Annotated in this window: 19 protein-coding genes and 1 pseudogene; 9 read left to right on the forward strand and 11 right to left on the reverse strand. The window is 61.4% G+C overall.

Annotated elements, in window-relative coordinates:
- The 5 genes and pseudogenes from HJC04_RS25625 to HJC04_RS25645 form a co-directional block, all read right to left on the reverse strand.
- Positions 1-196 (reverse strand): annotated as a pseudogene (locus HJC04_RS25625) (sugar ABC transporter substrate-binding protein); the annotation flags it as partial.
- A gap of 99 nt (positions 197-295) precedes the next feature.
- Entirely contained in the window at positions 296-1,804 is a 1,509-nt protein-coding gene (locus tag HJC04_RS25630) for an aldehyde dehydrogenase family protein (protein WP_221123479.1), read from the reverse strand.
- Complete coding sequence (locus HJC04_RS25635; protein ID WP_221123478.1) at positions 1,804-2,583, reverse strand: enoyl-CoA hydratase/isomerase family protein; 780 nt, start codon at positions 2,581-2,583, stop codon at positions 1,804-1,806. Before HJC04_RS25635 ends, HJC04_RS25630 begins: the two co-directional genes overlap by 1 nt.
- On the reverse strand, positions 2,576-4,189 hold the full coding sequence (locus HJC04_RS25640; RefSeq protein ID WP_210628225.1) for an acyl CoA:acetate/3-ketoacid CoA transferase: 1,614 nt from the start codon (positions 4,187-4,189) through the stop codon (positions 2,576-2,578). Before HJC04_RS25640 ends, HJC04_RS25635 begins: the two co-directional genes overlap by 8 nt.
- Before the next feature lie 22 nt (positions 4,190-4,211).
- Positions 4,212-5,267, reverse strand: coding sequence for a LacI family DNA-binding transcriptional regulator (locus HJC04_RS25645; protein WP_210628226.1), 1,056 nt, complete (start codon positions 5,265-5,267; stop codon positions 4,212-4,214).
- 400 nt (positions 5,268-5,667) lie between these two features.
- Between HJC04_RS25645 and HJC04_RS25650 the strand changes: the two genes are divergently transcribed.
- Complete coding sequence (locus tag HJC04_RS25650) at positions 5,668-7,200, forward strand: PAS-domain containing protein (RefSeq protein ID WP_221147426.1); 1,533 nt, start codon at positions 5,668-5,670, stop codon at positions 7,198-7,200.
- Positions 7,201-7,318: 118 nt separating this feature from the next.
- Positions 7,319-7,942: a carboxymuconolactone decarboxylase family protein gene (locus HJC04_RS25655; protein WP_210628228.1), complete on the forward strand. Its 624-nt coding sequence runs from the start codon at positions 7,319-7,321 to the stop codon at positions 7,940-7,942.
- Between the two features lie 33 nt (positions 7,943-7,975).
- On the opposite strand, the gene HJC04_RS25660 is transcribed toward HJC04_RS25655, so the two are convergent.
- Positions 7,976-8,950: an alpha/beta hydrolase gene (locus HJC04_RS25660; RefSeq protein ID WP_221147487.1), complete on the reverse strand. Its 975-nt coding sequence runs from the start codon at positions 8,948-8,950 to the stop codon at positions 7,976-7,978.
- Between the two features lie 40 nt (positions 8,951-8,990).
- On the reverse strand, positions 8,991-9,314 hold the full coding sequence (locus HJC04_RS25665; RefSeq protein ID WP_210628229.1) for a hypothetical protein: 324 nt from the start codon (positions 9,312-9,314) through the stop codon (positions 8,991-8,993).
- On the opposite strand from HJC04_RS25665, the gene HJC04_RS25670 reads away from it, so the two are divergent.
- Positions 9,304-9,867, forward strand: coding sequence for a nucleoside 2-deoxyribosyltransferase (locus tag HJC04_RS25670; protein WP_210628230.1), 564 nt, complete (start codon positions 9,304-9,306; stop codon positions 9,865-9,867). The genes HJC04_RS25665 and HJC04_RS25670 overlap by 11 nt on opposite strands.
- A 12-nt stretch (positions 9,868-9,879) precedes the next feature.
- Here the strand turns inward: HJC04_RS25670 and HJC04_RS25675 are convergent, their stop codons facing one another.
- The gene (locus tag HJC04_RS25675) at positions 9,880-10,767 is read right to left on the reverse strand and encodes a LysR family transcriptional regulator (protein WP_210628231.1); all 888 of its coding nucleotides are present in this window, start codon (positions 10,765-10,767) and stop codon (positions 9,880-9,882) included.
- Positions 10,768-10,880: 113 nt separating this feature from the next.
- Between HJC04_RS25675 and HJC04_RS25680 the strand changes: the two genes are divergently transcribed.
- The 4 genes from HJC04_RS25680 (at position 10,881) to HJC04_RS25695 (ending at position 14,332) form a co-directional block, all read left to right on the forward strand.
- Complete coding sequence (locus tag HJC04_RS25680; protein ID WP_221147427.1) at positions 10,881-11,732, forward strand: oxidoreductase; 852 nt, start codon at positions 10,881-10,883, stop codon at positions 11,730-11,732.
- 151 nt (positions 11,733-11,883) lie between these two features.
- Positions 11,884-12,882 (forward strand): ketopantoate reductase family protein, encoded by a 999-nt coding sequence (locus HJC04_RS25685; RefSeq protein ID WP_210628233.1) that lies wholly within the window; start codon positions 11,884-11,886, stop codon positions 12,880-12,882.
- A 216-nt stretch (positions 12,883-13,098) separates the two neighbouring features.
- Positions 13,099-13,410 (forward strand): DUF1883 domain-containing protein, encoded by a 312-nt coding sequence (locus tag HJC04_RS25690; RefSeq protein WP_210628234.1) that lies wholly within the window; start codon positions 13,099-13,101, stop codon positions 13,408-13,410.
- A gap of 247 nt (positions 13,411-13,657) precedes the next feature.
- Positions 13,658-14,332 carry a VIT1/CCC1 transporter family protein gene (locus tag HJC04_RS25695; protein ID WP_210628235.1) on the forward strand — a complete coding sequence of 225 codons (675 nt, stop codon included), beginning with the start codon at positions 13,658-13,660 and terminating at the stop codon, positions 14,330-14,332.
- 13 nt (positions 14,333-14,345) lie between these two features.
- Here the strand turns inward: HJC04_RS25695 and HJC04_RS25700 are convergent, their stop codons facing one another.
- Together HJC04_RS25700 and HJC04_RS25705 are read right to left on the reverse strand one after the other, a co-directional pair.
- Complete coding sequence (locus HJC04_RS25700; protein ID WP_221147428.1) at positions 14,346-15,662, reverse strand: replication-associated recombination protein A; 1,317 nt, start codon at positions 15,660-15,662, stop codon at positions 14,346-14,348.
- On the reverse strand, positions 15,659-17,062 hold the full coding sequence (locus tag HJC04_RS25705) for a DegQ family serine endoprotease (RefSeq protein ID WP_221147429.1): 1,404 nt from the start codon (positions 17,060-17,062) through the stop codon (positions 15,659-15,661). The genes HJC04_RS25700 and HJC04_RS25705 overlap by 4 nt, the downstream gene beginning before the upstream one ends.
- A gap of 133 nt (positions 17,063-17,195) precedes the next feature.
- Here HJC04_RS25705 and HJC04_RS25710 point away from each other — a divergent pair, with 133 nt between their 5' ends.
- Positions 17,196-17,576 carry a YkvA family protein gene (locus HJC04_RS25710; protein ID WP_221147430.1) on the forward strand — a complete coding sequence of 127 codons (381 nt, stop codon included), beginning with the start codon at positions 17,196-17,198 and terminating at the stop codon, positions 17,574-17,576.
- Between the two features lie 19 nt (positions 17,577-17,595).
- Positions 17,596-17,946, forward strand: coding sequence for a lysozyme inhibitor LprI family protein (locus HJC04_RS25715; RefSeq protein ID WP_210628239.1), 351 nt, complete (start codon positions 17,596-17,598; stop codon positions 17,944-17,946).
- Between the two features lie 49 nt (positions 17,947-17,995).
- Here the strand turns inward: HJC04_RS25715 and ilvD are convergent, their stop codons facing one another.
- Complete coding sequence (ilvD, locus tag HJC04_RS25720; protein WP_210628240.1) at positions 17,996-19,834, reverse strand: dihydroxy-acid dehydratase; 1,839 nt, start codon at positions 19,832-19,834, stop codon at positions 17,996-17,998.
- Positions 19,835-20,134: the final 300 nt, after the last annotated feature.

Raw genomic sequence — 20,134 nt, forward strand, 5'->3', positions numbered from 1 at the left:
CGGCAACCGGGACGTCCTTCCAGGCAAAACCTTCCTTCGATAGATCCTGCTTCAGGACGTTCAAAGCCGCTGCCTCGCCCCCCGACGTCCACCAGTGCAGCATCTGCACTTCCTTCACGTCGGCAGCGCGTGCGGAGACGCCGGCGCCGGCCACGGCCAGTGCGATCACGGCAGTCATTGTCAGAAACTTACGCATCGAAGAACCTCCCAGTTCCCGTTTGGAGATGCGGGACCCATTCCCGCACCCGATCACCCGCCCTCCTCAGGCGTAGTTTCGTCGCTGGCGAAGCCAGCCTCAGGTTCGCGGCATCCACCAGTTGGTGCGCTTGCCGATATGCATGTTCAGCGTCTTGGTCTCCGTATAGTCCTCGACCGCGTGGCGGCCGAGCTCACGGCCAAGGCCGCTCTGCTTGTAGCCGCCGAAGGGCAGTTCCGAGGCGCCGTCCATGAAGGTGTTCATCCAGACCGTGCCCGCCCGCACTGACCGACCGATGGTCAGGCAGGTATCGAAATCGCGGCTCCAGACACCGGCCGAGAGGCCGTAATCGATGGAATTCGCGATCCTGATTGCTTCGGCAGTCGTTTCGAACGTGAGAACCGAGAGGACCGGGCCAAAGACCTCTTCGCGCGCCACCGCCATGTCAGGCGTGACCGCTTCGAGGATCGTCGGCGACATGAACTGCCCCATGCCGAGGTCGAGCCTCTCGCCGCCATGCGCGATCCGAGCGCCGCTGCTCCTGGCGCCGGCGACATAGCCCGAGATCTTCTCCAGATGCTGCGGCGTTATGATCGCGCCGACCTGCGTCGAGGGATCGAGGGGATCGCCGACCTTGACCGCCTTCGACAACTCGGCAATCCGCCTGACGGCATCGGCAGCGATCGACTTGTGAAGGATCAGCCGCGAGCCAGCATTGCAGCACTCGCCGGCATTGAAATAGGCACCGAAGACCGCGGCATCGATGAAGGCGTCGAGATCGGCATCCGGGAAGACGATCTGCGGGTTCTTGCCGCCCAGTTCCAGTGAGACCTTCTTCAGCGTCTGCGCAGCATTCGCCATGGTCAATTTTCCCACGCCCGTCGAGCCGGTGAAGGAGACCATATCGACGTCGGGATGAGACGTCATGACCGCGCCGACCTCAGGTCCCGTACCGGTGACAATATTGACGACACCCTCGGGAATGCCTGCTTCCTGCAGGATTTCTCCGAGCACGAGCGTCGATCCCGATGTCAGTTCAGAGGGCTTGACGACGGTGGTGCAGCCTGCGGCAAGGGCGAAGGGCAGCTTCTGTCCGACGATCAGGAACGGGAAATTCCAGGGCGTGATGATCGACACCACGCCGATCGCCTCGCGCAGGACGACGCCGAGCGTGCCGTCCCCAAGCGTGTTGTAGCTTTCGCCGTGAAGGTCGCGAGCAAGAGCCGCCGCATAGCGCCATATGTCGACGGAGCCCGCGATCTCGCCCTGAACCTGGGTGATGGGTTTCCCCGCCTCGATGGCATCGAGAAATGCCAGTTCTTCCGCACGCGCCGCGATCAGATCGGCAGCCCTGAGCAGAATGGCCGACCGCTCGGAAGCGGTCATTCGCGGCCATGGCCCGAGATCGAAGGCCTTGCGGGCGGCGGCGATGGCGCGTTCGGCATCGCTCCTGCTGCCGGCCGGGAAACGGCTGACCACCACACCATGGCTCGGCGCGACGCGCGCGATCGGATCGGCGGCGCCGGCTTCCCATTTGCCGTCAATCAGCATCTTGAAATCGCGAGCTTTGTCATTGCTAAGCGCGGTCGGATTGACGAGAACCGTCATTACCATTCTCCCTTGAATCTTGCCGGGCGCTTTTCGCTGAACGACGCAACGCCCTCCTTCAGATCGCCGGTCTTGGCGGCGAGGATCGAGCCTAGGGCTTCGACCGCGGTTCCATTGTCTTCACCGTTCGCCGATGCGATCATCAGCTTGACGATCTCGATAGCGGCCGGTCCCCGTGCGGCAATCCGCTCGGCATAGTCCCTGGCAGCCGCCAGCGCGTTTCCCGTCGGAACCACCGCGTCGACGATCCCGAGCAGACGCGCCTCCTCGGCGGTAAAAATCTCGCCGCCGAGCGCCATGCGCCGGACGGCCTGCGCGCCAAACCGGCGCACGAGACGCTGGGTGCCGGACCAGCCCGGCACCATTCCGAGGCCGGTCTCCGGCAGGCCGATCTTGATGTGTTCCTCTGCGATGCGAATATCGGCAACGCCGGCCAGTTCGAGCCCGCCTCCGAGGGCGTGGCCATTGAGGGCCGCGACCAGCGGCACCCTGAGCGTCGCCAGTCTATCGAATATGCGGTGGCCGTGCCGCACCCAGGCGTGGCCGAACTCCTGAGGCAGCATTCCGCCCCAGGCCTTGATGTCGCCTCCGGCGGAAAAGCCCTTTCCTTCGCCGGTGAGAACGGCAGCGCGCACATTCGGGTTCGCCTCCACCGCGTCGGCCGCCTCCGCCAAGGCTTTCAGCATATCGAGATCGAGCGCGTTCAGCTTCTCCGGCCGGGAGATCGTCAGCGTCGCGACATGGCCATCGATATCGATCCTGACCGATCCACTAGCCATTGAAGGAGCCCTCCAGCGCCCGCGCCCTCCTTGCCGGAAGCGAGAGTCCGATCTCAGCCTCCCGGAACAGTGCGGCGTCCATCACCTTCAGGTCGGGCGCGACGATCAGTCGGAATTCGGACTGCTCGAGGATCTGGGTTTGCAGATCGACGCCGGGCGCGATCTCGGTCAACACGATGCCCTCAGGCGTCAGCTTCATGACGCACCGCTCGGTGACATAGGTGATATCCTGACCCTGCTCGATTGCGCGCCTGCCGCTGAAGGTGACGTGTTCGACCACGTTCACCAGCTTCTTCAGCTTGCCTTCCTTTTCGATGAGGAGAGCTCCGTCGGCGATCGAAAGCTTCGCACCGGCGTTGAACATGCCGGAGAAGACTATCTTCTTCGCCCGCGCCGTGATGTCGACGAAGCCCCCAGCGCCGGCGGTGACATGCGGCCGGAACGACAGCTTCGAGACGTTGACCGATCCGTCCTTTCCGATTTCGAGGAAGGACAACAGCGACGCATCGAAACCAGCGCCCTGGAAATAGGTGAACTGATAGGGAGACGGCATATAGGCGTCGGCATTGGAGGCACAACCGAAGGCGAAGTCGAGCAGCGGCACACCGCCGACCGCGCCCTGCTCGATCACCCAGGTGACAGCGCCGTGCAGCCCCTCCTCCAGCAGAATCCGTGGCACGTTGGCCGATATTCCGAAGCCGAGATTAACGCAGCTTCCCGCCTCTAATTCCTGCGCGACACGGCGCGCGATGACCTTCTGGACATTGAACTCCGGAACGCGGAAGCTATCGAGCGGGCGGAAGATCTCGCCTGATATTGCCGGGTCGTACCCAGTCTGCGTCGTCTGCTTCTGATCGGGATCAACGATCACATAGTCGACCAGCATTCCCGGCACGCGGACGTCATGGGGCTTCAGAGAGCCTTCATTGGTGATCCGCTTGACCTGCGCGATGACGATGCCGCCATTATTGCGGGCGGCAAGCGCCTGATCGAGGCCGCCGAGATAGGCGCCTTCATGTTCATAGGTGAGATTGCCGCGCTCATCGGCTGTCGTCGCGCGAATGATCGCGACCTGCGGGACGATCGCGGGGAAGAACAGCCAGTCGTCGCCCTCGAAGCTGACGCGCCTGACCACCGGATCGCCCGAAGCCAGGGCGTTCATTGCGCAGCCCTGCCGCTCGGGATCGACGAAGGTGTCGATGCCGACCTTGGTCAAGACACCAGGTCGCTTGGCGGCGGCCTCGCGATGGATGTCGAACAGGATGCCGGAGGGAATATTATAGGCCGGGATCTCATTATTGGTGATCATCTGCCAGATCAACGGCGGCTCGGCCGAGGACGGTCCCGAGGGATAGGAACCGCCGATGATGCGCTTGAGCAGACCTTTCCTCGCGATATGGTCGACGCCCTTGATGCCGCTCATATCGCCGGCGGCAATTGGGTGAAGGGTGGTAATGTGACTGGGATGACCGGTCGCTTCGAAACGCTCGCCGATCGCCTTCAGCATCAGGTCGGGGCAACCTAGACCGCTCGACGACGACACCGTAACGACGGCGCCATCCGGGATCAGCGCGGCCGCTTCGGCTGGTGTGAGATGCTTCTTCATGTGCGTCACTTCGAACCCCGTTTCAATTTCCCGCTCTGCCGGCCCTTATCGGCGCGGCTGTGCCGGCTCCGCAACTTTCGCGGACGACGAGCCGAACGGCTGTCGTCACCGTCTCCGCTTCGGCCTTGCCCGCATTGATCTGCTTGAGGAGCATCTGTGCGCCGCGACGCCCGATGCCCTGCGGATCGACCGAGACCGTCGTTAGCGCGGGAACCGCCGCCTGAGCCTCGATGACGTCGTCGAAACCCACGACGGCGAAGTCGGCGCCAGGCTCCAGACGGCGCGAACGCAATCCGTCGCAGACTCCGAAGGCGACGGCATCGTTGAAGCAGACGGCCGCAGTGGGCCGGTCGCCAAGAGCGATCGCTCTTCCGATCGCCTCCACGCCGCCCGCTCGCGACGGCGCGGACGAGATCACGAGTGCCTCGTCGTATCCGAGCCCGGCCGCCTCTATTCCGCTGCGGTAACCGGAAAGGCGATCGTCGAAGACAGCGGTGTCGGGAAAGCCGCCGAGAAATGCGATGCGCTTATGACCGAGACCCACCAGATGCTGAACGGCGGCCATCATGCCGGCCCGGTTGTCGGAGACTATCGACGAGACCTTGGCGCCAGGCAGGTTTCGGACGACAACCACGACGGGAATGCCTGCCGAGACCAGCGGCTTGAAGTCGGCGGCATCGGTGGCGCGCGCCGGCGAGACGATCAGGCCTGAAATGCCATGTTCGCGCATCGATGCGACAACCTCGCGCTGCCTGTCGATGCTCTCGCCGGTGTTCGACAGGAACTGCACGAAACCGGCCGACTGAACGACCATATCGACGCCGACCGCCAACTCCGCAAAGAAGCTGTTCGTCAGATCGTTCACGACAACTCCGATGATCCTCGATTTGGAACCGGCCTGCCGAAGATTGGCTGCGCCGCGATTATAGACGTATCCGAGCTCGCGCATCACGGCATTGACCTTGGCACGCGTCGCCTCATTGACCAGGGAGGAGCCCTGAAGCACGAGCGACACCGTCGACTTGGAGACGCCGGCGGCCTTCGCAATGTCGATGACGGTCACCCGCGCCTTTGTCACTTCACCCTCCCGACGTCATCGTCGACTGGTGCTTATTTATTTGGAACGTTCCAAATATGTCAAGAGCCATTTTAATTAGGGTTGCTCTTTATTGGCCTTTCTCTCTCCCCATCACGTCACGAGCGGGGACTTGTTTTTGGAACGATTTAAATCATGGAAACAACCCGACAGGCTTTTCCCAACGTTGCGAGTTCGGGCCAGCCTGCGAAATCTCTGGCTCTTCAAGTCTGAGGATGAATCGCGGCAGATGTCGTGGATCCATTAGGTTGATGCAGAATCGCGACGCATCTTTGCTGGAATTGCTCTCGAGGAATTCCCTCCCGGAGGTATTAGCGAAACTTTATCGTTTGTGGCCAATGCTACGGATAGGGGACGTGCCAGATTTAAAGCGGGGCCGGAAATGCCGCATTCGTTTGAAGCCATTCTGGAGAACCTGCCGCAGGGCATTGTTCTCCTTGATTCTGCCGATACGGTGACGGCTTTCAATTCCCGTGCGCTTGATATTCTCGGCCTTTCCGATGGCACTCTGCGCAGAGGAATGAATATCGACGGCCTGCCCGGCACCGCCGACTGCCGTGCAGCGGCTTGTTCACGGTTGACTACCGGCAGGCCGCACACCTCGCAGTTTGCACTGGCCAACGGACGGATGATCTCATTGACCTGCGCCCCGTCGAGAGCGGGAAGCTGGATCCTCAGCTATGAAGACATCTCGGCCCATATCCGCGTAGAAGACAATCTGAGGGAACAGCATCGCCGGTTCGACGCAGCTCTCAGCAATATGCCGCATGGGCTGTGCATGTTCGACGCGACGAAGAAGCTGATATTGTGCAACGCATCCTATGCACGGATGTACGATCTGCCGGATTTTTTGACTCGGCCCGGAACGTCGCTGGTGGACATCCTCGCCTATCGAAGCCAACAGGGAAATGGTCCGGCCGACACCGCCACCTATTTTGACGTCGTCTTCGAAGCGACGGCACTCGGCGCACCGGCGAGCCAGAACATCGCGCTCACCGACGGGCGCATCATCAAAATCACCCACAATCCGATGCAGAACGGCGGATACGTAGCGACACACGAGGACGTCACGAAGACCGTGCGGCTCGCGGAAGCGCTGCGCCGCCATCACGATCAGCTCGAAGTTACTGTGCAAAACCGAACGGCGGAGGTCGAACGGCAGGCGCGCGAGCTTGAGCGGATGCTCGCCCAGGAGCGGAGCATCAACGAATTGCAGCGGCAGTTCGTGGCGATGGCATCACATGAGTTCCGCACCCCGCTTGCAATCATCGATGCTGCCGCTCAGCGGCTGCTCCGGAAAGGGGGCGCGGTCGAGCCCGAATTTCTCAACGACAAGGTCGAACAGATCCGTGCATCGGTGAACCGGATCGTCGATCTCATGGAGAGCATCCTGACGGCCGGACGCCTCGATACCGGCAAGATCGATATCAGTTATGACGCCTGCGCCGTGGGAACGTTGATCAGAACCTGCTGCGAGCGGCAGTCGGCGATCTCGAAGACGCACGGCTTCGTGCTCGACATAGACGGGCTGCCGGAATTCATCGATGCCGATCCCCGCAGCTTAAGCCAGGTCTTTACCAATCTGCTCTCGAATGCGGTGAAATATGCGCCAGGAACCTCCGAAATTCGTGTTACGGCATGGGAGGAGACGGGCAATATCAAGGTTTCGATCAGCGACGATGGCGTGGGGATCGATGCTGAAGACGTGCCCCGGCTGTTTCAACGCTATTTCCGCGCGCGGACCTCGACCGGGATTGCCGGAACCGGTATCGGCCTCAACCTTGTCAAGCAGATCATCGAACTGCATCGAGGCTCGATAGAGGTGCGAAGTGCAAGAGGGTGCGGATCCACCTTCACCGTCACTCTTCCCATCAAGAGAGCCGCTGACATTCTGGCAAGCAACGACGTTGCCTGATCATTCAGGCCCTCAAACGGCGTCCTGTACGGCCGAGGGCTCGTTCCCGAACTGACTGCGCAGGATTGCTGTCCGGCATATCTACCCTATCCTTCTCGCAATAGAGGAGGACCATGTCATGGCTTTCATTCACACCCCGGATGCATCCGCCAGCGAGAGGACGACGTCGATGTACGCGTCGGCCGAGGCGAATTATGGTTATCTGCCGAACATGTATCGTGCCTTCGGCCACCGGCCGGAGGTGATGGAGAGCTGGGCGGGGCTGCTTTCGAGCATTCGCGGCCATATGAGCCTCAGGCGCTACGAATTGGTGACGCTGGCGGCGGCCAAGGAGCTTAAATCCTCTTATTGCATGCTGGCGCACGGCTCGGTGCTGCTGCGCGAGGGATTTACCAGCGAGGGACTGACGGCAGTTGTCAACGAGACCGAAAGGGCACCAATCGATGCCGGCGAGCGTGCGATCATGGCCTTTGCGGCCAAGGTGGCGCGCGATGCGACATCGATCACGCAGCACGATATAGACGGGTTGAAGAAACACGGGCTGAGTGACGCCGAAATTTTCGACGTCACGGCCGCCACAGCGGCCCGCTGTTTTTTCTCGAAAATGCTGGATGCGCTCGGCGCTGCGCCCGACCACGCCTATATCGAGCGGCTGGAGCCGAATGTGCGAAAGGCGCTCAGTGTCGGCCGGGAAGTCGAGCGGCCCCTGGCGCCTTCACCCTCGGGCGGCACATCGCAATGATGCAGTGTCGGCTGACGCCAGCGGCTGTGGCCCCTACTCTTCCGGTTTTTCGGCAAAATGCCGAATCGCAAACTCGGCAATAGTCTGGCTCGAGCGATCGGCATCGTCGAGTATCGCGGGAAACAGCTGCCACTGATGCGGCATGCCCGGCCAGACCTCGGTGGTGACATCCACGCCCTGCCCGCGCGCTTTGTCGGCGAGGCGCAGCGTGTCATCACGCAGGGCTTCGCCGGAACCGACCTGCAACAATAGCGGCGGGAATCCGGTCATGTCGGCATAAAGCGGTGATGCCTGAGGATCGGTGGCAGGCCGGCTGCCGAGATAGGTCTTGCGCAAAGTCTCGATCAACGCCTTATCGACCAGCGGGTCGCTGCCGGCATTCGCCGTCATCGATCCGCCCGTCGCGGCAAGATCGGTGATCGGGCTCAGCGCAATCACGGCCGCCGGCAAGGGTTTGGCCGCCTGCTTCTGCCGCAGCACCGCCTCGAGCGCAATGTTGCCGCCAGCGCCGTCTCCTGCCACGACGACGTTCTCGTTGCTATAACCGTTATCAAGAAGCCAGCGATAGGCCGTCAGCGCGTCGTTGATCTGGGCGGGATAGGTATATTCCGGCATCAGCCGATAATTGATCAGAAGCACGTCGCTGGATGCGGCCTTGGCGAGCGAACCGGCGAACAAGCCGTGCGTACGGATGGAACCACCGGAAAAGCCGCCGCCATGGATGTAGAGAATCACCCTTTTGCCGATCGGGTGATGGAGCCGGGCGGGCCACATCAGCTCGCCATCCACGCCGTCGGCATCGACCTGCCGGACCTGGATGCGCGTCGGCCCCGGCATCGTTTCCATCAGCCTGGCGAAAGCAGCCCTGCGCTCTTGCAGGCTGTCGGCGCCGGCAAAGTGCTCCTTCCACAGGCCGAGCAGTTTTTCGACCTGCGCACGCGAGGACTGGCTTTGCGGCCCGATTTCTTCTCCCAGCGCCAGCGGTGCCGATAGGATCAGCGCGGCGATGGCGGGAAACAGATATCCGAGCCGCTTCGGCGCACTTCGATCAGCATTTGACAAAATCCGCCCCTTCATCAATCTCTCCCGATGATGCTGCCATGACCGTATCATTGGCTGCTTCGCCCAGCGAAGTCAAAAGGGTGACAAGCGCAACCTTTCGCTTTTTCACGTCTCCAACGAGCAGGCTGATGCCGGCCCGCGCGGCAGCTGCCGGCCTGCTGCGGGCTGATCGGACTGTCAATGGAAGAAATCGAAATTGTTGCCGGCGCGGCTTGCCATCTGCCAGGCTTCCATCGGAAATGGATCCCGCCCTGCCCTCAACTCCCGTGCTTCGGCTCGCGTAGAAATGAAGGATACCGATGACCACCATTTACCTTGCCGGCCCGGAAGTCTTTCTTCCCGATGCAATGCCCATCATGGCAGAAAAACGCCGATTGGCGCGTCAGTGCGGCTTCGAACCGACCGGCCCCGGCAGCGACGAAAATCAAACGCCGATAAAGCGGACAGCTGCGGAGATTTACGCCCGCAATGACGTCGCCATGCGTAAGGCGGAAATCTGCCTCGCCAACATCACACCCTTTCGCGGCGTCAGCGCCGATCCGGGCACGGTCTACGAGATCGGCTTCATGATTGCTCTCGGAAAATCGGTCTTCGCCTATACCAACCACCCCGACGACTACGGCTTGCGCGTCCGCTCGATCTGGTATGCGGGAATGGAGATCGACGAGACGAGCGGACGCCCGCGCGGGCCTGACGGCATCGCAATCGAAAATCACGGCATGGCCGACAACCTGATGATCGACGGAGGCGTCGAGGCGGCAGGAGGCAAGGTATTCCGTGCAACCACCCTGCCGGCGGATCCTGCCCGAGACCTGGCGATTTATTTTGAGGCGCTTCAAACGATCGCTGGCTTGCGCGGGTAGGATTGGGCTCTTTCACACCGCCCTGATCGCGTCGATCACCGCCCTGAAGCCCGCAGATATATGGCGGCGGCTCGGATAGTAGATATAGAGCGGTTCCTCCGGCTGACACCAGTCGTCGAGCACCTGGATGAGTTCGCCGTCGGCAATGGCCTTTTCGACGCGGGGCTCCCAGATATAGGCAAGGCCGACGCCGCCGAGCGCTGCCTGCATCATCAGCTCGTGATCGTCGAGCGACAGTGGTCCGGTCGGCTGAAAGCTCACCGTCTGGCCGTCCTTCTCGAATTCCCAGGCATAACGTGCACCGGAGGGAAACATGTTCTGGATGCAGAGGTGGCGCTTGAGCTCGTAAGGCGTTTCCGGCTTCGGGCGCCTCTCGAAATAGGCGGGTGAACCGACCACGACCAGGCGGATACGCGGCTTGATACGCAAGGCGATCATGCCTTCGGTGACACGTTCGCCGAAACGGATGCCGGCATCAAACCCTTCCTCGACGATGTCGACCAGCCTGTCGGTCGCGTTGATTTCCAGCTGCAAATTGGGATTGCGTTGAAGCAATGGGGCGATGACACGGCCAATGACGAAAGGACCGATGGAATTCGGCACGTTGATTCTCACCCTGCCGAACGGCGTATCGCGGTATCGGTTCAGCGCATCGAGCGCGGCCGCCATCTCCCCGAAAGCCGGAACGAGATGTGAGACCAGGAGTTCGCCGGCTTCCGTCAGCGAAACGCTGCGTGTCGTGCGGTTGAGCAGGCGGATGCCAATTCGGTCTTCCAGATTGAGCACCGCATGGCTGACGGCAGAGGCTGTGACGCCCCGCTCCTCGCCCGCCTTGCGGAAGCTCTTGTGCCGCGCCACGGCCACGAAGGCCGCCAGTTCGGAAAGTTCAGTGGCCCTCATTGCTGAGTTTTGCTCATCATAGTTTCAATAATAACGAATCTTATACAGCATCTGGTTTTCAGTCAAATTCAGTCCGTCAGCACAGAGATGCGACGCCAACAAAGGAATTCGTCATGAAAGTCTGGTTTATCACTGGTGCATCCCGCGGTTTCGGCGCGCTGATGACCAAGGAAGCACTTGCATCAGGCGATGCCGTCATCGCCACGGCCCGCAACCCGAAGACCATCATCGAACAATTCGGGGACCATCCGAACCTGCTGGCCGTCGCGCTCGACGTCACCAACGAGGCGCCGGCCAAGGAGGCTGCGGCCGCCGGCATCGCCCGCTTCGGCCGCATCGACGTTCTCGCCAACAATGCCGGTTACGGCCTGCTCGGCGCCGTCGAGGAATCCACAGCCGAAGAGATCGAAAAGATCTATGCCACCAATGTCTTCGGTCTCCTGAAGGTGACACGCGCCGTACTGCCCTATATGCGTCGCCAGCGTTCCGGCCATATCCTGAACTTCTCCTCGATCGGCGGCTATTTCGGCTATCCCGGCTGGGGCGTCTACGGCTCGACCAAATTCGCAGTCGAAGGGCTGTCGGAATCCATGGCCGCCGAAGTCGAACCTTTCGGCATCAAGGTGACGATTGTCGAGCCTGGCTTCTTCCGCACGGACTTCCTCGCCGACACCTCGCTAGCAATAAGTCCTGCTTCCATCGCCGATTACGAGGGCACGCCGGCTGGAAACATGCGTAATTTCGCCGTCGACGCCAATCACGCCCAGCCCGGCAACCCCGCCAAGCTCGCGGCCGGCATCATGACAATGGTCAACTCGGCCAACCCGCCGCTGCGCATGCCGTTCGGCAGCGATACGGTCGCCATGATCGAGGCGCAGCATGCGAGTGTCGAAAAGGAACTGGCCGTCTGGCGCGAGCTTGCCGTCTCCACGGATTTTGCAAGCGACGCAACCGCTCGGGCCTGAGCAGCCAAGACCAATGCCGCCGTATTCGGATTTGGACGTGCGGCAGCGCCATGGAGGTGATACAAAGAACGCCTTGCGGCAAATTGGCATTCGCCTCTCGCCGGGGATGGCCTAGATGTAAGTCAGACCGTGACCCCTGAAGAGGCAACACATGCCCATCAAGACCATCTGTATTTATGGCGCCGGCGCCCTTGGCGGCGCCATCGCCGCCAAGCTCGCAGGCAGGGAAGATAACGACGTCGCCGTCGTCGCGCGTGGGGCGCATCTCGATGCGATCCGCAGCCACGGCCTCAGTCTGCGCGAGGCCGATGCGCAAACCCCGCTCAAGGTACGCGTAACGGCAACCGACGATCCGAAGACATTGCCGCGGCAGGATCTCGTCATCACCGGCCTCAAGGGACATCAGCTGTCGCCTGCCGCCGAAGGGATCGCCGGTCTGCTCAAGCAAGGCACCCGCGTCGTCATGATCCTCAACGGCATTCCATGGTGGTATTTCCATCGCGATCCCAGGAGCGGACATCAGGAACTGCAATTCGACGAGCTCGATCCCGGCGGCAGGCTCTGGCGGCTGATCAGCCCGGAACGCGTGATCGGCTGCGTCGCCTATCAAGGCGCGGAAGTGGTCAAGCCAGGCGAGATCCAACTTTCCCACAAAGGCCGCTTCGTACTTGGCGAGCCCTCCGGTGAAATGTCTGCCGAGCTTTCGGCCATAGCAGCGGTGCTGAGCGGCGCCGATCTCAATATTACGACCACGGCCGACATCCGCAGTGAAATCTGGAGCAAGTTGATGGGCAACGCCGCCTTCAACCCGATCAGCGCTCTGACACGGGCGCTGATGACCGACATCATGGCGGATCCGGCGCTCATGGACATGGTGAGCAAGGTCATGAAGGAAGTGCGCGCTGTCGGCGATGCGGTCGGTGCGGATTTCGCCATGTCTGTCGAGCAGCGGCTGGAGCAGTCGCGCCACATCGGCGGCGTTCGGACCTCGATGCTGCAGGACCTGATCGGCGGCAAGGCGCTCGAAATTACCCCGCTTGTCGGCATGCTGGTGGCGCTCGGACGCCTGACTGCCGTGCCGACGCCGGTATCGGAGACGATCCTGGCGCTGGTGACGCAGCTGGATCGGGAAAACCGGCGCGGCAACTGACAACCAGGAGAACGGCGGCCATCAGGGCGACCATTCCTTCCCGACATGGCGTGGGAGATTTCCGCCGCCCGCCTTTATGCCATAACTATATTTTTGCCCCTCGCCACGCATGGATTTCCTATCGCAGGCATGGGCTAAAGGGGCCGATTTCCAACTTTTCGTTAACTGGCATGCTGGTAAAATCTCATCGCCAAGTTATCAGATGCCGCGAGACCGATGCCGAAACCGAATTTCCGCTTCACCCATTACGATCTCAAGGAACAGCGAGCCGGAACGATCGTCGAGGTGTCGCTGAATGCGGTGAACAATGTTCGTCTGATGACGGCGCCGAACTTCCAGCGTTTCACCGAGGTTCTCGATTTCAAATATATCGGCGGCGTGGCGCGCAAGTCGCCGGTCAAGCTCGCCGTTCCGGAAAGCGGCCACTGGCATGTCGTCGTCGACATGGAAGGCCATCACGGGCTCGCGGAATCCGCCGTCAAGGTGATCGCCGCGCCTGTCAATCAGAAGACACCACGCCCTTCCTGAGCTTTGCAGCACCGGCATCTTTTCTGACGCGCCAGGACAGGCACGGACGTGCTTTGTCGACAAACCGTGATCACGAGACGCCCAATCGTACTGATCTTGATCACGATCAATGAATCATCCCGAGTCGTCGTTCACAATTCTCAGTCGCGGGGCTTCCACCACGCCGCCAGCTGCAGTCCGCTCCCATTCATACTCGGATCGCCGAGAGAGGAACAGCAGACGAAGATCTCATCACCTGGGGCAGCCCATGACTTCGAACCCGATCGATCGTGTCACTGATATCATCGATCCCGGCGATGCACTCGGTGAAGTCCTTTTCGGACTGATCATGGCGCTGACTTTGACGGTCGGCTCGAGACTTGTTTTTGAAGAAGAGGGGTTGGATGCTCAGGAGTTGATCGTCGCAACAGTCGGATGCAACGTTGCCTGGGGGATCATTGACGCCGTTTTGTTCGTTCTGGGGACGACGTTTTACAAGAGCAGGCGGCTGCGCCTTTTTCGGCAAATCAAAGCCGCCGGAAGCGAGACTGCGGCGCTCAACATGCTCGCGAAAGAATTCCCGATCGAAGAAGCACCGTTTTCTGCAAAGGCTGCCGATGCAGACGCGCTTTATAGATCACTGCTGACGCTCGCACGCAGGGCCGATCCTGTGAGGGCGTCTCTATCGAAAAATGATCTCCTTGCCGCCCTCGCGGTCGTTTTTCTCGTCTCGGTCACGTCCATTCCGGCCGTGACCCCTTTCTTTCTCATCGACAGCGCCCACCTCGCTCTGAGAGTCAGCAACCTGTTTCTCATCATGCTGCTGTTCGTGACGGGTTATGCGTGGGCGAAATTTTCGGGAGGCAGGCCTTTTTATGCGGGGATGACGATGACTTGCCTCGGATTGCTTCTGGTCGCCATAGCGGTCGCTCTTGGCGGTTAACCCCGCCCACGCGTCAGCGCGGATTGCGCTCTTTGCGCAGCTTCGCCCACCATTCCAGCCGCTTACGGATATCCCGCTCGAAGCCGCGCTCCGGCGGATCGTAGAAAGTCTGGCGGCCCATCTTCTCCGGAAAATAATCCTGGCCTGAAAAGGCGTCCGGCTCGTCGTGATCGTAGCGATAGCCCTCGCCGTAACCCTCGCCCTTCATCAATTTCGTCGGCGCGTTGAGGATATGCTTCGGCGGCAGCAGCGAGCCGTTCTGCTTTGCGGCCTGGCTTGCGGCCTTGAAGGCGGTGTAGACGGCATTCGATTTCGGCGCGGTGGCGAGATAGACGCAGGCTTGCGCCAGCGCCAGCTCCCCTTCCGGCGATCCGAGATAGTCATAGGCATCCTTGGCGGCGTTGCAGATCACCAGCGCCTGCGGATCGGCAAGCCCGATATCCTCCACCGCCATGCGCACCAAACGCCGGCCGAGATAGAGCGGATCCTCGCCGGCATCGAACATGCGGGCAAGATAATAGAGCGCAGCATCCGGATCCGAGCCGCGCACCGACTTATGCAGCGCCGAAATCAGATTGTAGTGGCCGTCCTGCGCCTTGTCGTAGACTGGGGCGCGGCGCTGGACGATACGCGTCAACGCTCCGGTATCGAAGCTCTCGCCCTCGCGGGCAGCACGCCAGATCTCTTCGGCGAGCGTCAGCACGGCGCGGCCGTCGCCATCGGCCATGCGGATCAGGCTGGCGCGCGCCTCCTCGGTCAGCGGCAGCGGCTTCTGCTCGATCGCCTCGGCGCGCGTCAGCAATTCCTCCAAGCTCTCCTCGTCATGTGACTTGAAAGTGAGGACGCGGGCGCGCGACAACAGAGCGGCGTTGAGCTCGAAGGAGGGATTTTCGGTGGTGGCGCCGACGAGAATGACGGTGCCGTCCTCCATAACAGGCAGGAAACTGTCCTGCTGGGCGCGGTTGAAACGATGAATCTCATCGACGAACAGCAGCGTCTGGCGACCGTCCATGCGGCGCATGCGAGCCGCCTCGAACACCTTCTTCAGATCGGCGACGCCGGAAAAGATCGCCGATATCTGCTCGAAGGCCAGCCCCGCCTCACCGGAAAGCAGCCGCGCCACCGTCGTTTTGCCGGTGCCTGGCGGACCCCAGAAGATCATCGATCCGAGCGAACCACTTTCGATCATCCTCTTCAGCACGCCGTCCTCACCGGTCAGATGTTCCTGACCAGTGACATCGGCAAGCGTCTTCGGCCGCAACCGGTCGGCAAGCGGCCGCCTGGCGGCAACCTCTTCCGGAACACGCGGCGCGAAGAGATCATTGCTCATCGGAAGAACTGCCTGATACGCTGGCCATCGCGCTCGATCTCGACCCGCCAGAGACCGGGATCGCTGCTGGCTATCTCGGCCAGTTCTTTGGTCGATTTTACTTCCGTTCCGTTGATCGAAACGATGATATCCTTGGGCTCAAAACCCAGACGAGCCGCCGGGGAATCCTGCTTGACATCGGCAACGACGACGCCCGCCGATTCCGAGGGCATGCGCAATTCATCTGCGACGCGCGGCGACAGGTTTTCGACGACGGCGCCGGTAAAGGGCGTCCGCCCGCCAATGACGCGCTGGTCGCGCGGCGAGGTCTCCGGCGCGCGGTCGAGCGCCAATGACAACTGCTGCTCGTGGCCGTTGTCGATGACGGTAAGATTGACCGTTTTGCCGAGGCCGGCTGTGGTCAGGCGATAGAGCAACGCGTCCGGATGCTCGACGGCGATGCCGTTGACTGACGTGACGATCTGGCCGGCCTTCAGCCCGGCCTTCGCCGCCGGGCTGCCTTCCGAAACCTTGACGACGAGTGCGCCGCGCACTTTGTTGAGCCCAAGGGCTTCGGCAACTTCCGACGTCACCGCATCGAAGCTCGCGCCGACATAGGGCCGCTCGAAGGATTTGACGCCGGCATCGGCGGAAGCGAGGAAGACTTTGACGAGATTGGCGGGAATGGCAAAGCCGATGCCGTTCGAGCCGCCGCCGCGCGAGAAGATCGCGGTGTTGATGCCGATCAGCTCGCCCTTCATGTTCATCAGCGCACCGCCGGAATTGCCCGGATTGATCGAGGCGTCGGTCTGGATGAAGAAGCCGAACTCGTTCTTGACCACCTGGTTGCGGGCAAGTGCGGAGACGATACCGCTCGTCACCGTCTGGCCGACACCGAAGGGATTGCCGATCGCCAGCACGAGATCGCCGACCTCGACGGTATCGGAATTGCCGATCGGTAGTGTCGGGAAGTTTTCCTTGGTGTCGATCTTCAGCACGGCGAGGTCGACGCGGTCGTCGCGCAGCACCACCTTGCAGGGGAATTCGCGGCCATCTGACAGCGCCACCTTGATATCGTCGGCGCCTTCGACGACGTGGTTGTTGGTGACGACAGTGCCGTTCGCCTCGACAATGACGCCGGAACCGAGCGAGGACTGCTTTTCGGATCGATTCGGCATCTGCTGGCCGAAAAACTGCTCGAAGAAGGGATCGCCCGCAAAGGGCGACTGGCGCTGGATGATCTTTTCCGCATAGACGTTGACGACTGCGCCCGACGTCTGCTTGACGAGCGGCGCGAAGGAGAGCTGCATCTGCATCTGGCTCTCAGGCACCGTCTTTGCCGTCTGCGCCCGGGCCGCAGCCGGCAGAACGAGCATCAGAGCGAAGAGCGAAACGGAGGCGCGCTTGAACAGGCCTTGCATGGGTATCCCTTTTGAATCCTCTTGAGCAACGTTGTAGCGTCCGACGCTAGAAAGGAAAGAGGGCGGAAGCATGGAAGAATAAGGCAAGGGAGTGCCTTGATGGCGCTGCGAATTTGATTCAGGAAGGTCAACCATGCAACTGATATCAAAAGCTAAAATCTGGGCAAAGTCACTGAAGCGTGACATCGTTGCGCTGTGGCTTGCCGCCCGCGATCCTCGCGTGCCCTGGTATGCGAAAGCGGTCGCCGGCGCCGTCGCAGCCTATGCGCTTTCGCCGATCGATCTGATCCCCGATTTCATTCCCGTGCTCGGCTATCTCGACGATCTCGTCATCGTTCCGCTCGGCATCTTGCTGGCGACGCGGCTCGTGCCGGCAGAGGTGATGACTGCGCTTCGCGTGGAAGCGGCTAGGCGGATCGAACGCCCTTCCGGCCGGGCCGGATTGATCTTCATCCTTGTCGTCTGGCTCGCCTGCATCATCTTTCTGGCTCTGGCGGTGCGCAAGCTGATTTGATCGGCAGTAAAGGAAGAAGATGATGACATGGCGAATGTCGGCCGCGCTCGGTTTGGCGATCCTGATTTTCTCATCGGATCTGGCATGGTCGGCGAGTTTCGATTGTGATGCGAAGGAATTGAAGCCGGACGAAAAGGCGATCTGCGACAATCGCGTCCTCAACGACGCCGACGTCAAGATGGTGACGACCTTCGAGCTGCTCTCCGGTCTGCTGGCCATGGGCTCGCGCGGAACATTGCAGGACGAGCAGACCGCCTGGCTGAAGAAGCGGCAGGAATGCGGGGGCGACGCCGCCTGTATCAAGGCTGCCTATGACGAGCGGATGAAGCAGCTCGGCGAGACCTACAAAAACATCAACCGACCGCTTTGACAGCGGCCGCGCCGCTGGACTCTTAATCAGGGGTCGTAGTTTCGACTACTCAGCGGGCGTTGAGATCCCGCACGGCGCCGCGGTCGGCGCTGGTTGCGAAAGCCGCATAGGCCTTCAGCGCGGTGGTGACGTTGCGCTTGCGAATCTCGGTCGGCTGCCAGCCCTTGCCTTCCTGCTCGGCGTGGCGGGCGGCGAGTTCGGCCTCGCTGACACGCAGGCTGATCGTGCGGTTCGGGATATCGATATCGATCATGTCGCCTTCGCGCACCAGGCCGATCGTGCCGCCATTCGCCGCTTCCGGCGAGACATGGCCGATCGAGAGGCCGGAGGTACCGCCGGAGAAGCGGCCGTCGGTAATCAGCGCGCAGGCCTTGCCGAGGCCCTTCGACTTCAGATAGCTCGTCGGATAGAGCATTTCCTGCATGCCGGGGCCGCCCTTCGGGCCTTCGTAACGGATGACGACGACGTCGCCGGCCTTGATCTCGTTGGCGAGGATCGCCTTGACCGACGCATCCTGGCTTTCGAAGACGCGGGCCGGGCCGGAGAATTTCAGGATCGATTCATCGACGCCGGCCGTCTTGACGATGCAGCCGTCCACTGCGAGATTACCCTTCAGCACAGCAAGACCGCCATCCTTGGAGAAGGGGTGTTCGACCGAGCGGATTACGCCGTTCTGGCGATCGGTGTCGAGCTCGTCCCAACGAGCTTCCTGGCTGAAGGCGACCTGGGTCGGGATGCCGCCGGGAGCGGCGCGATAGAAGTTGCGGACGGTGTCGCTGTTGGTGCGGGTGATGTCCCAGCGATCAATCGCATCGCCGAGCGTCTCGGCATGGACGGTCGGACAATCGCGGTTCAGGAGCCCACCCTTATCGAGTTCTCCGAGGATCGACATGATGCCGCCAGCGCGGTGGACATCTTCCATATGCACATCGCTCTTGGCGGGCGCGACCTTCGATAGGCATGGCACGCGGCGCGACAGTGCGTCGATATCGGCCATGGTGAAATCGACCTCGCCTTCGTGGGCCGCTGCAAGGATGTGCAGGACCGTGTTGGTCGAACCGCCCATGGCGATATCGAGCGCCATGGCATTCTCGAAAGCCTGCTTGGAGGCGATGGTGCGTGGCAGCGCCTTGACGTCGTCCTGCTCGTAATAGCGGCGGGCGAGATCGACGATCAGGTGGCCGGCCTCGACGAAGAGGCGCTTACGATCGGCATGGGTGGCAAGCGTCGAGCCGTTGCCGGGCAGCGACAGGCCGAGCGCCTCCGTCAGGCAATTCATCGAGTTTGCGGTGAACATGCCGGAGCACGAACCGCAGGTCGGACAGGCTGAACGCTCGATGACCTTGACGTCGTCATCGGAGATCTTGTCATCGGCAGCCGCGACCATGGCGTCGACGAGGTCAAGCGCATGTGTCTTCCCATGCAGCACGACCTTGCCCGCTTCCATAGGACCGCCGGAGACGAAGACGGTCGGGATGTTGAGGCGCAGCGACGCCATCAGCATGCCGGGGGTGATCTTGTCGCAGTTGGAGATGCAGACCATGGCGTCGGCGCAATGGGCATTGACCATGTATTCGACGCTGTCGGCGATCAACTCGCGCGAGGGCAGCGAGTAGAGCATGCCGTCATGGCCCATGGCGATGCCGTCATCGACGGCGATCGTATTGAACTCCTTGGCGACGCCGCCGGCCGCCTCGATTTCGCGAGCGACGAGCTGGCCGAGATCCTTCAGATGCACATGGCCGGGAACGAACTGGGTGAAGGAATTCACCACCGCGATGATCGGCTTGCCGAAATCCGAATCCTTCATGCCCGTGGCGCGCCAAAGGCCGCGCGCGCCCGCCATGTTGCGGCCATGGGTCGTGGTTCTGGAACGGTAAGCTGGCATCGGTGTCTTCCTCGACATGTCGGAAACATCAGGCGAAGCCGGGCCGGCAATGAAGCCTGCGGGCCGGGCGAACGCCGCTTTTTGGAATTGTCCTAATCCAATCGATGGGGGCTGTCACTACCGGCAAGGCCAAATCCGGTACGCTGCCGGGAGAAGCGCGTTGAGCGCAATTCGAATATATACGGTTCGGCGGGACCTTTGGTTACACCCTATTCCATCACAGCCGAACACAAAAAATTGGCTTCCTGTCAGCAATATTCAAGGCATAGAAATTGATCCGAACATGCGGGCGGTTCGTTT

Origin of the sequence: Rhizobium sp. NLR8a (assembly GCF_019685235.1) — a bacterium.
Taxonomy (GTDB): Bacteria; Pseudomonadota; Alphaproteobacteria; order Rhizobiales; family Rhizobiaceae; genus Rhizobium.

Excerpts from the sequence above, each read along its gene's own strand:
- HJC04_RS25630 (WP_221123479.1), bottom strand. The coding sequence starts at position 1,804 with ATGACGGTTCTCGTCAATCCGACCGCGCTTAGCAATGACAAAGCTCGC.
- HJC04_RS25635 (WP_221123478.1), bottom strand. The coding sequence starts at position 2,583 with ATGGCTAGTGGATCGGTCAGGATCGATATCGATGGCCATGTCGCGACG.
- HJC04_RS25640 (WP_210628225.1), bottom strand. The coding sequence starts at position 4,189 with ATGAAGAAGCATCTCACACCAGCCGAAGCGGCCGCGCTGATCCCGGAT.
- HJC04_RS25650 (WP_221147426.1), top strand. The coding sequence starts at position 5,668 with ATGCCGCATTCGTTTGAAGCCATTCTGGAGAACCTGCCGCAGGGCATT.
- HJC04_RS25655 (WP_210628228.1), top strand. The coding sequence starts at position 7,319 with ATGGCTTTCATTCACACCCCGGATGCATCCGCCAGCGAGAGGACGACG.
- HJC04_RS25670 (WP_210628230.1), top strand. The coding sequence starts at position 9,304 with ATGACCACCATTTACCTTGCCGGCCCGGAAGTCTTTCTTCCCGATGCA.
- HJC04_RS25665 (WP_210628229.1), bottom strand. The coding sequence starts at position 9,314 with ATGGTGGTCATCGGTATCCTTCATTTCTACGCGAGCCGAAGCACGGGA.
- HJC04_RS25675 (WP_210628231.1), bottom strand. The coding sequence starts at position 10,767 with ATGAGGGCCACTGAACTTTCCGAACTGGCGGCCTTCGTGGCCGTGGCG.
- HJC04_RS25680 (WP_221147427.1), top strand. The coding sequence starts at position 10,881 with ATGAAAGTCTGGTTTATCACTGGTGCATCCCGCGGTTTCGGCGCGCTG.
- HJC04_RS25685 (WP_210628233.1), top strand. The coding sequence starts at position 11,884 with ATGCCCATCAAGACCATCTGTATTTATGGCGCCGGCGCCCTTGGCGGC.
- HJC04_RS25690 (WP_210628234.1), top strand. The coding sequence starts at position 13,099 with ATGCCGAAACCGAATTTCCGCTTCACCCATTACGATCTCAAGGAACAG.
- HJC04_RS25695 (WP_210628235.1), top strand. The coding sequence starts at position 13,658 with ATGACTTCGAACCCGATCGATCGTGTCACTGATATCATCGATCCCGGC.
- HJC04_RS25700 (WP_221147428.1), bottom strand. The coding sequence starts at position 15,662 with ATGAGCAATGATCTCTTCGCGCCGCGTGTTCCGGAAGAGGTTGCCGCC.
- HJC04_RS25705 (WP_221147429.1), bottom strand. The coding sequence starts at position 17,062 with ATGCAAGGCCTGTTCAAGCGCGCCTCCGTTTCGCTCTTCGCTCTGATG.
- HJC04_RS25710 (WP_221147430.1), top strand. The coding sequence starts at position 17,196 with ATGCAACTGATATCAAAAGCTAAAATCTGGGCAAAGTCACTGAAGCGT.
- HJC04_RS25715 (WP_210628239.1), top strand. The coding sequence starts at position 17,596 with ATGATGACATGGCGAATGTCGGCCGCGCTCGGTTTGGCGATCCTGATT.
- ilvD (WP_210628240.1), bottom strand. The coding sequence starts at position 19,834 with ATGCCAGCTTACCGTTCCAGAACCACGACCCATGGCCGCAACATGGCG.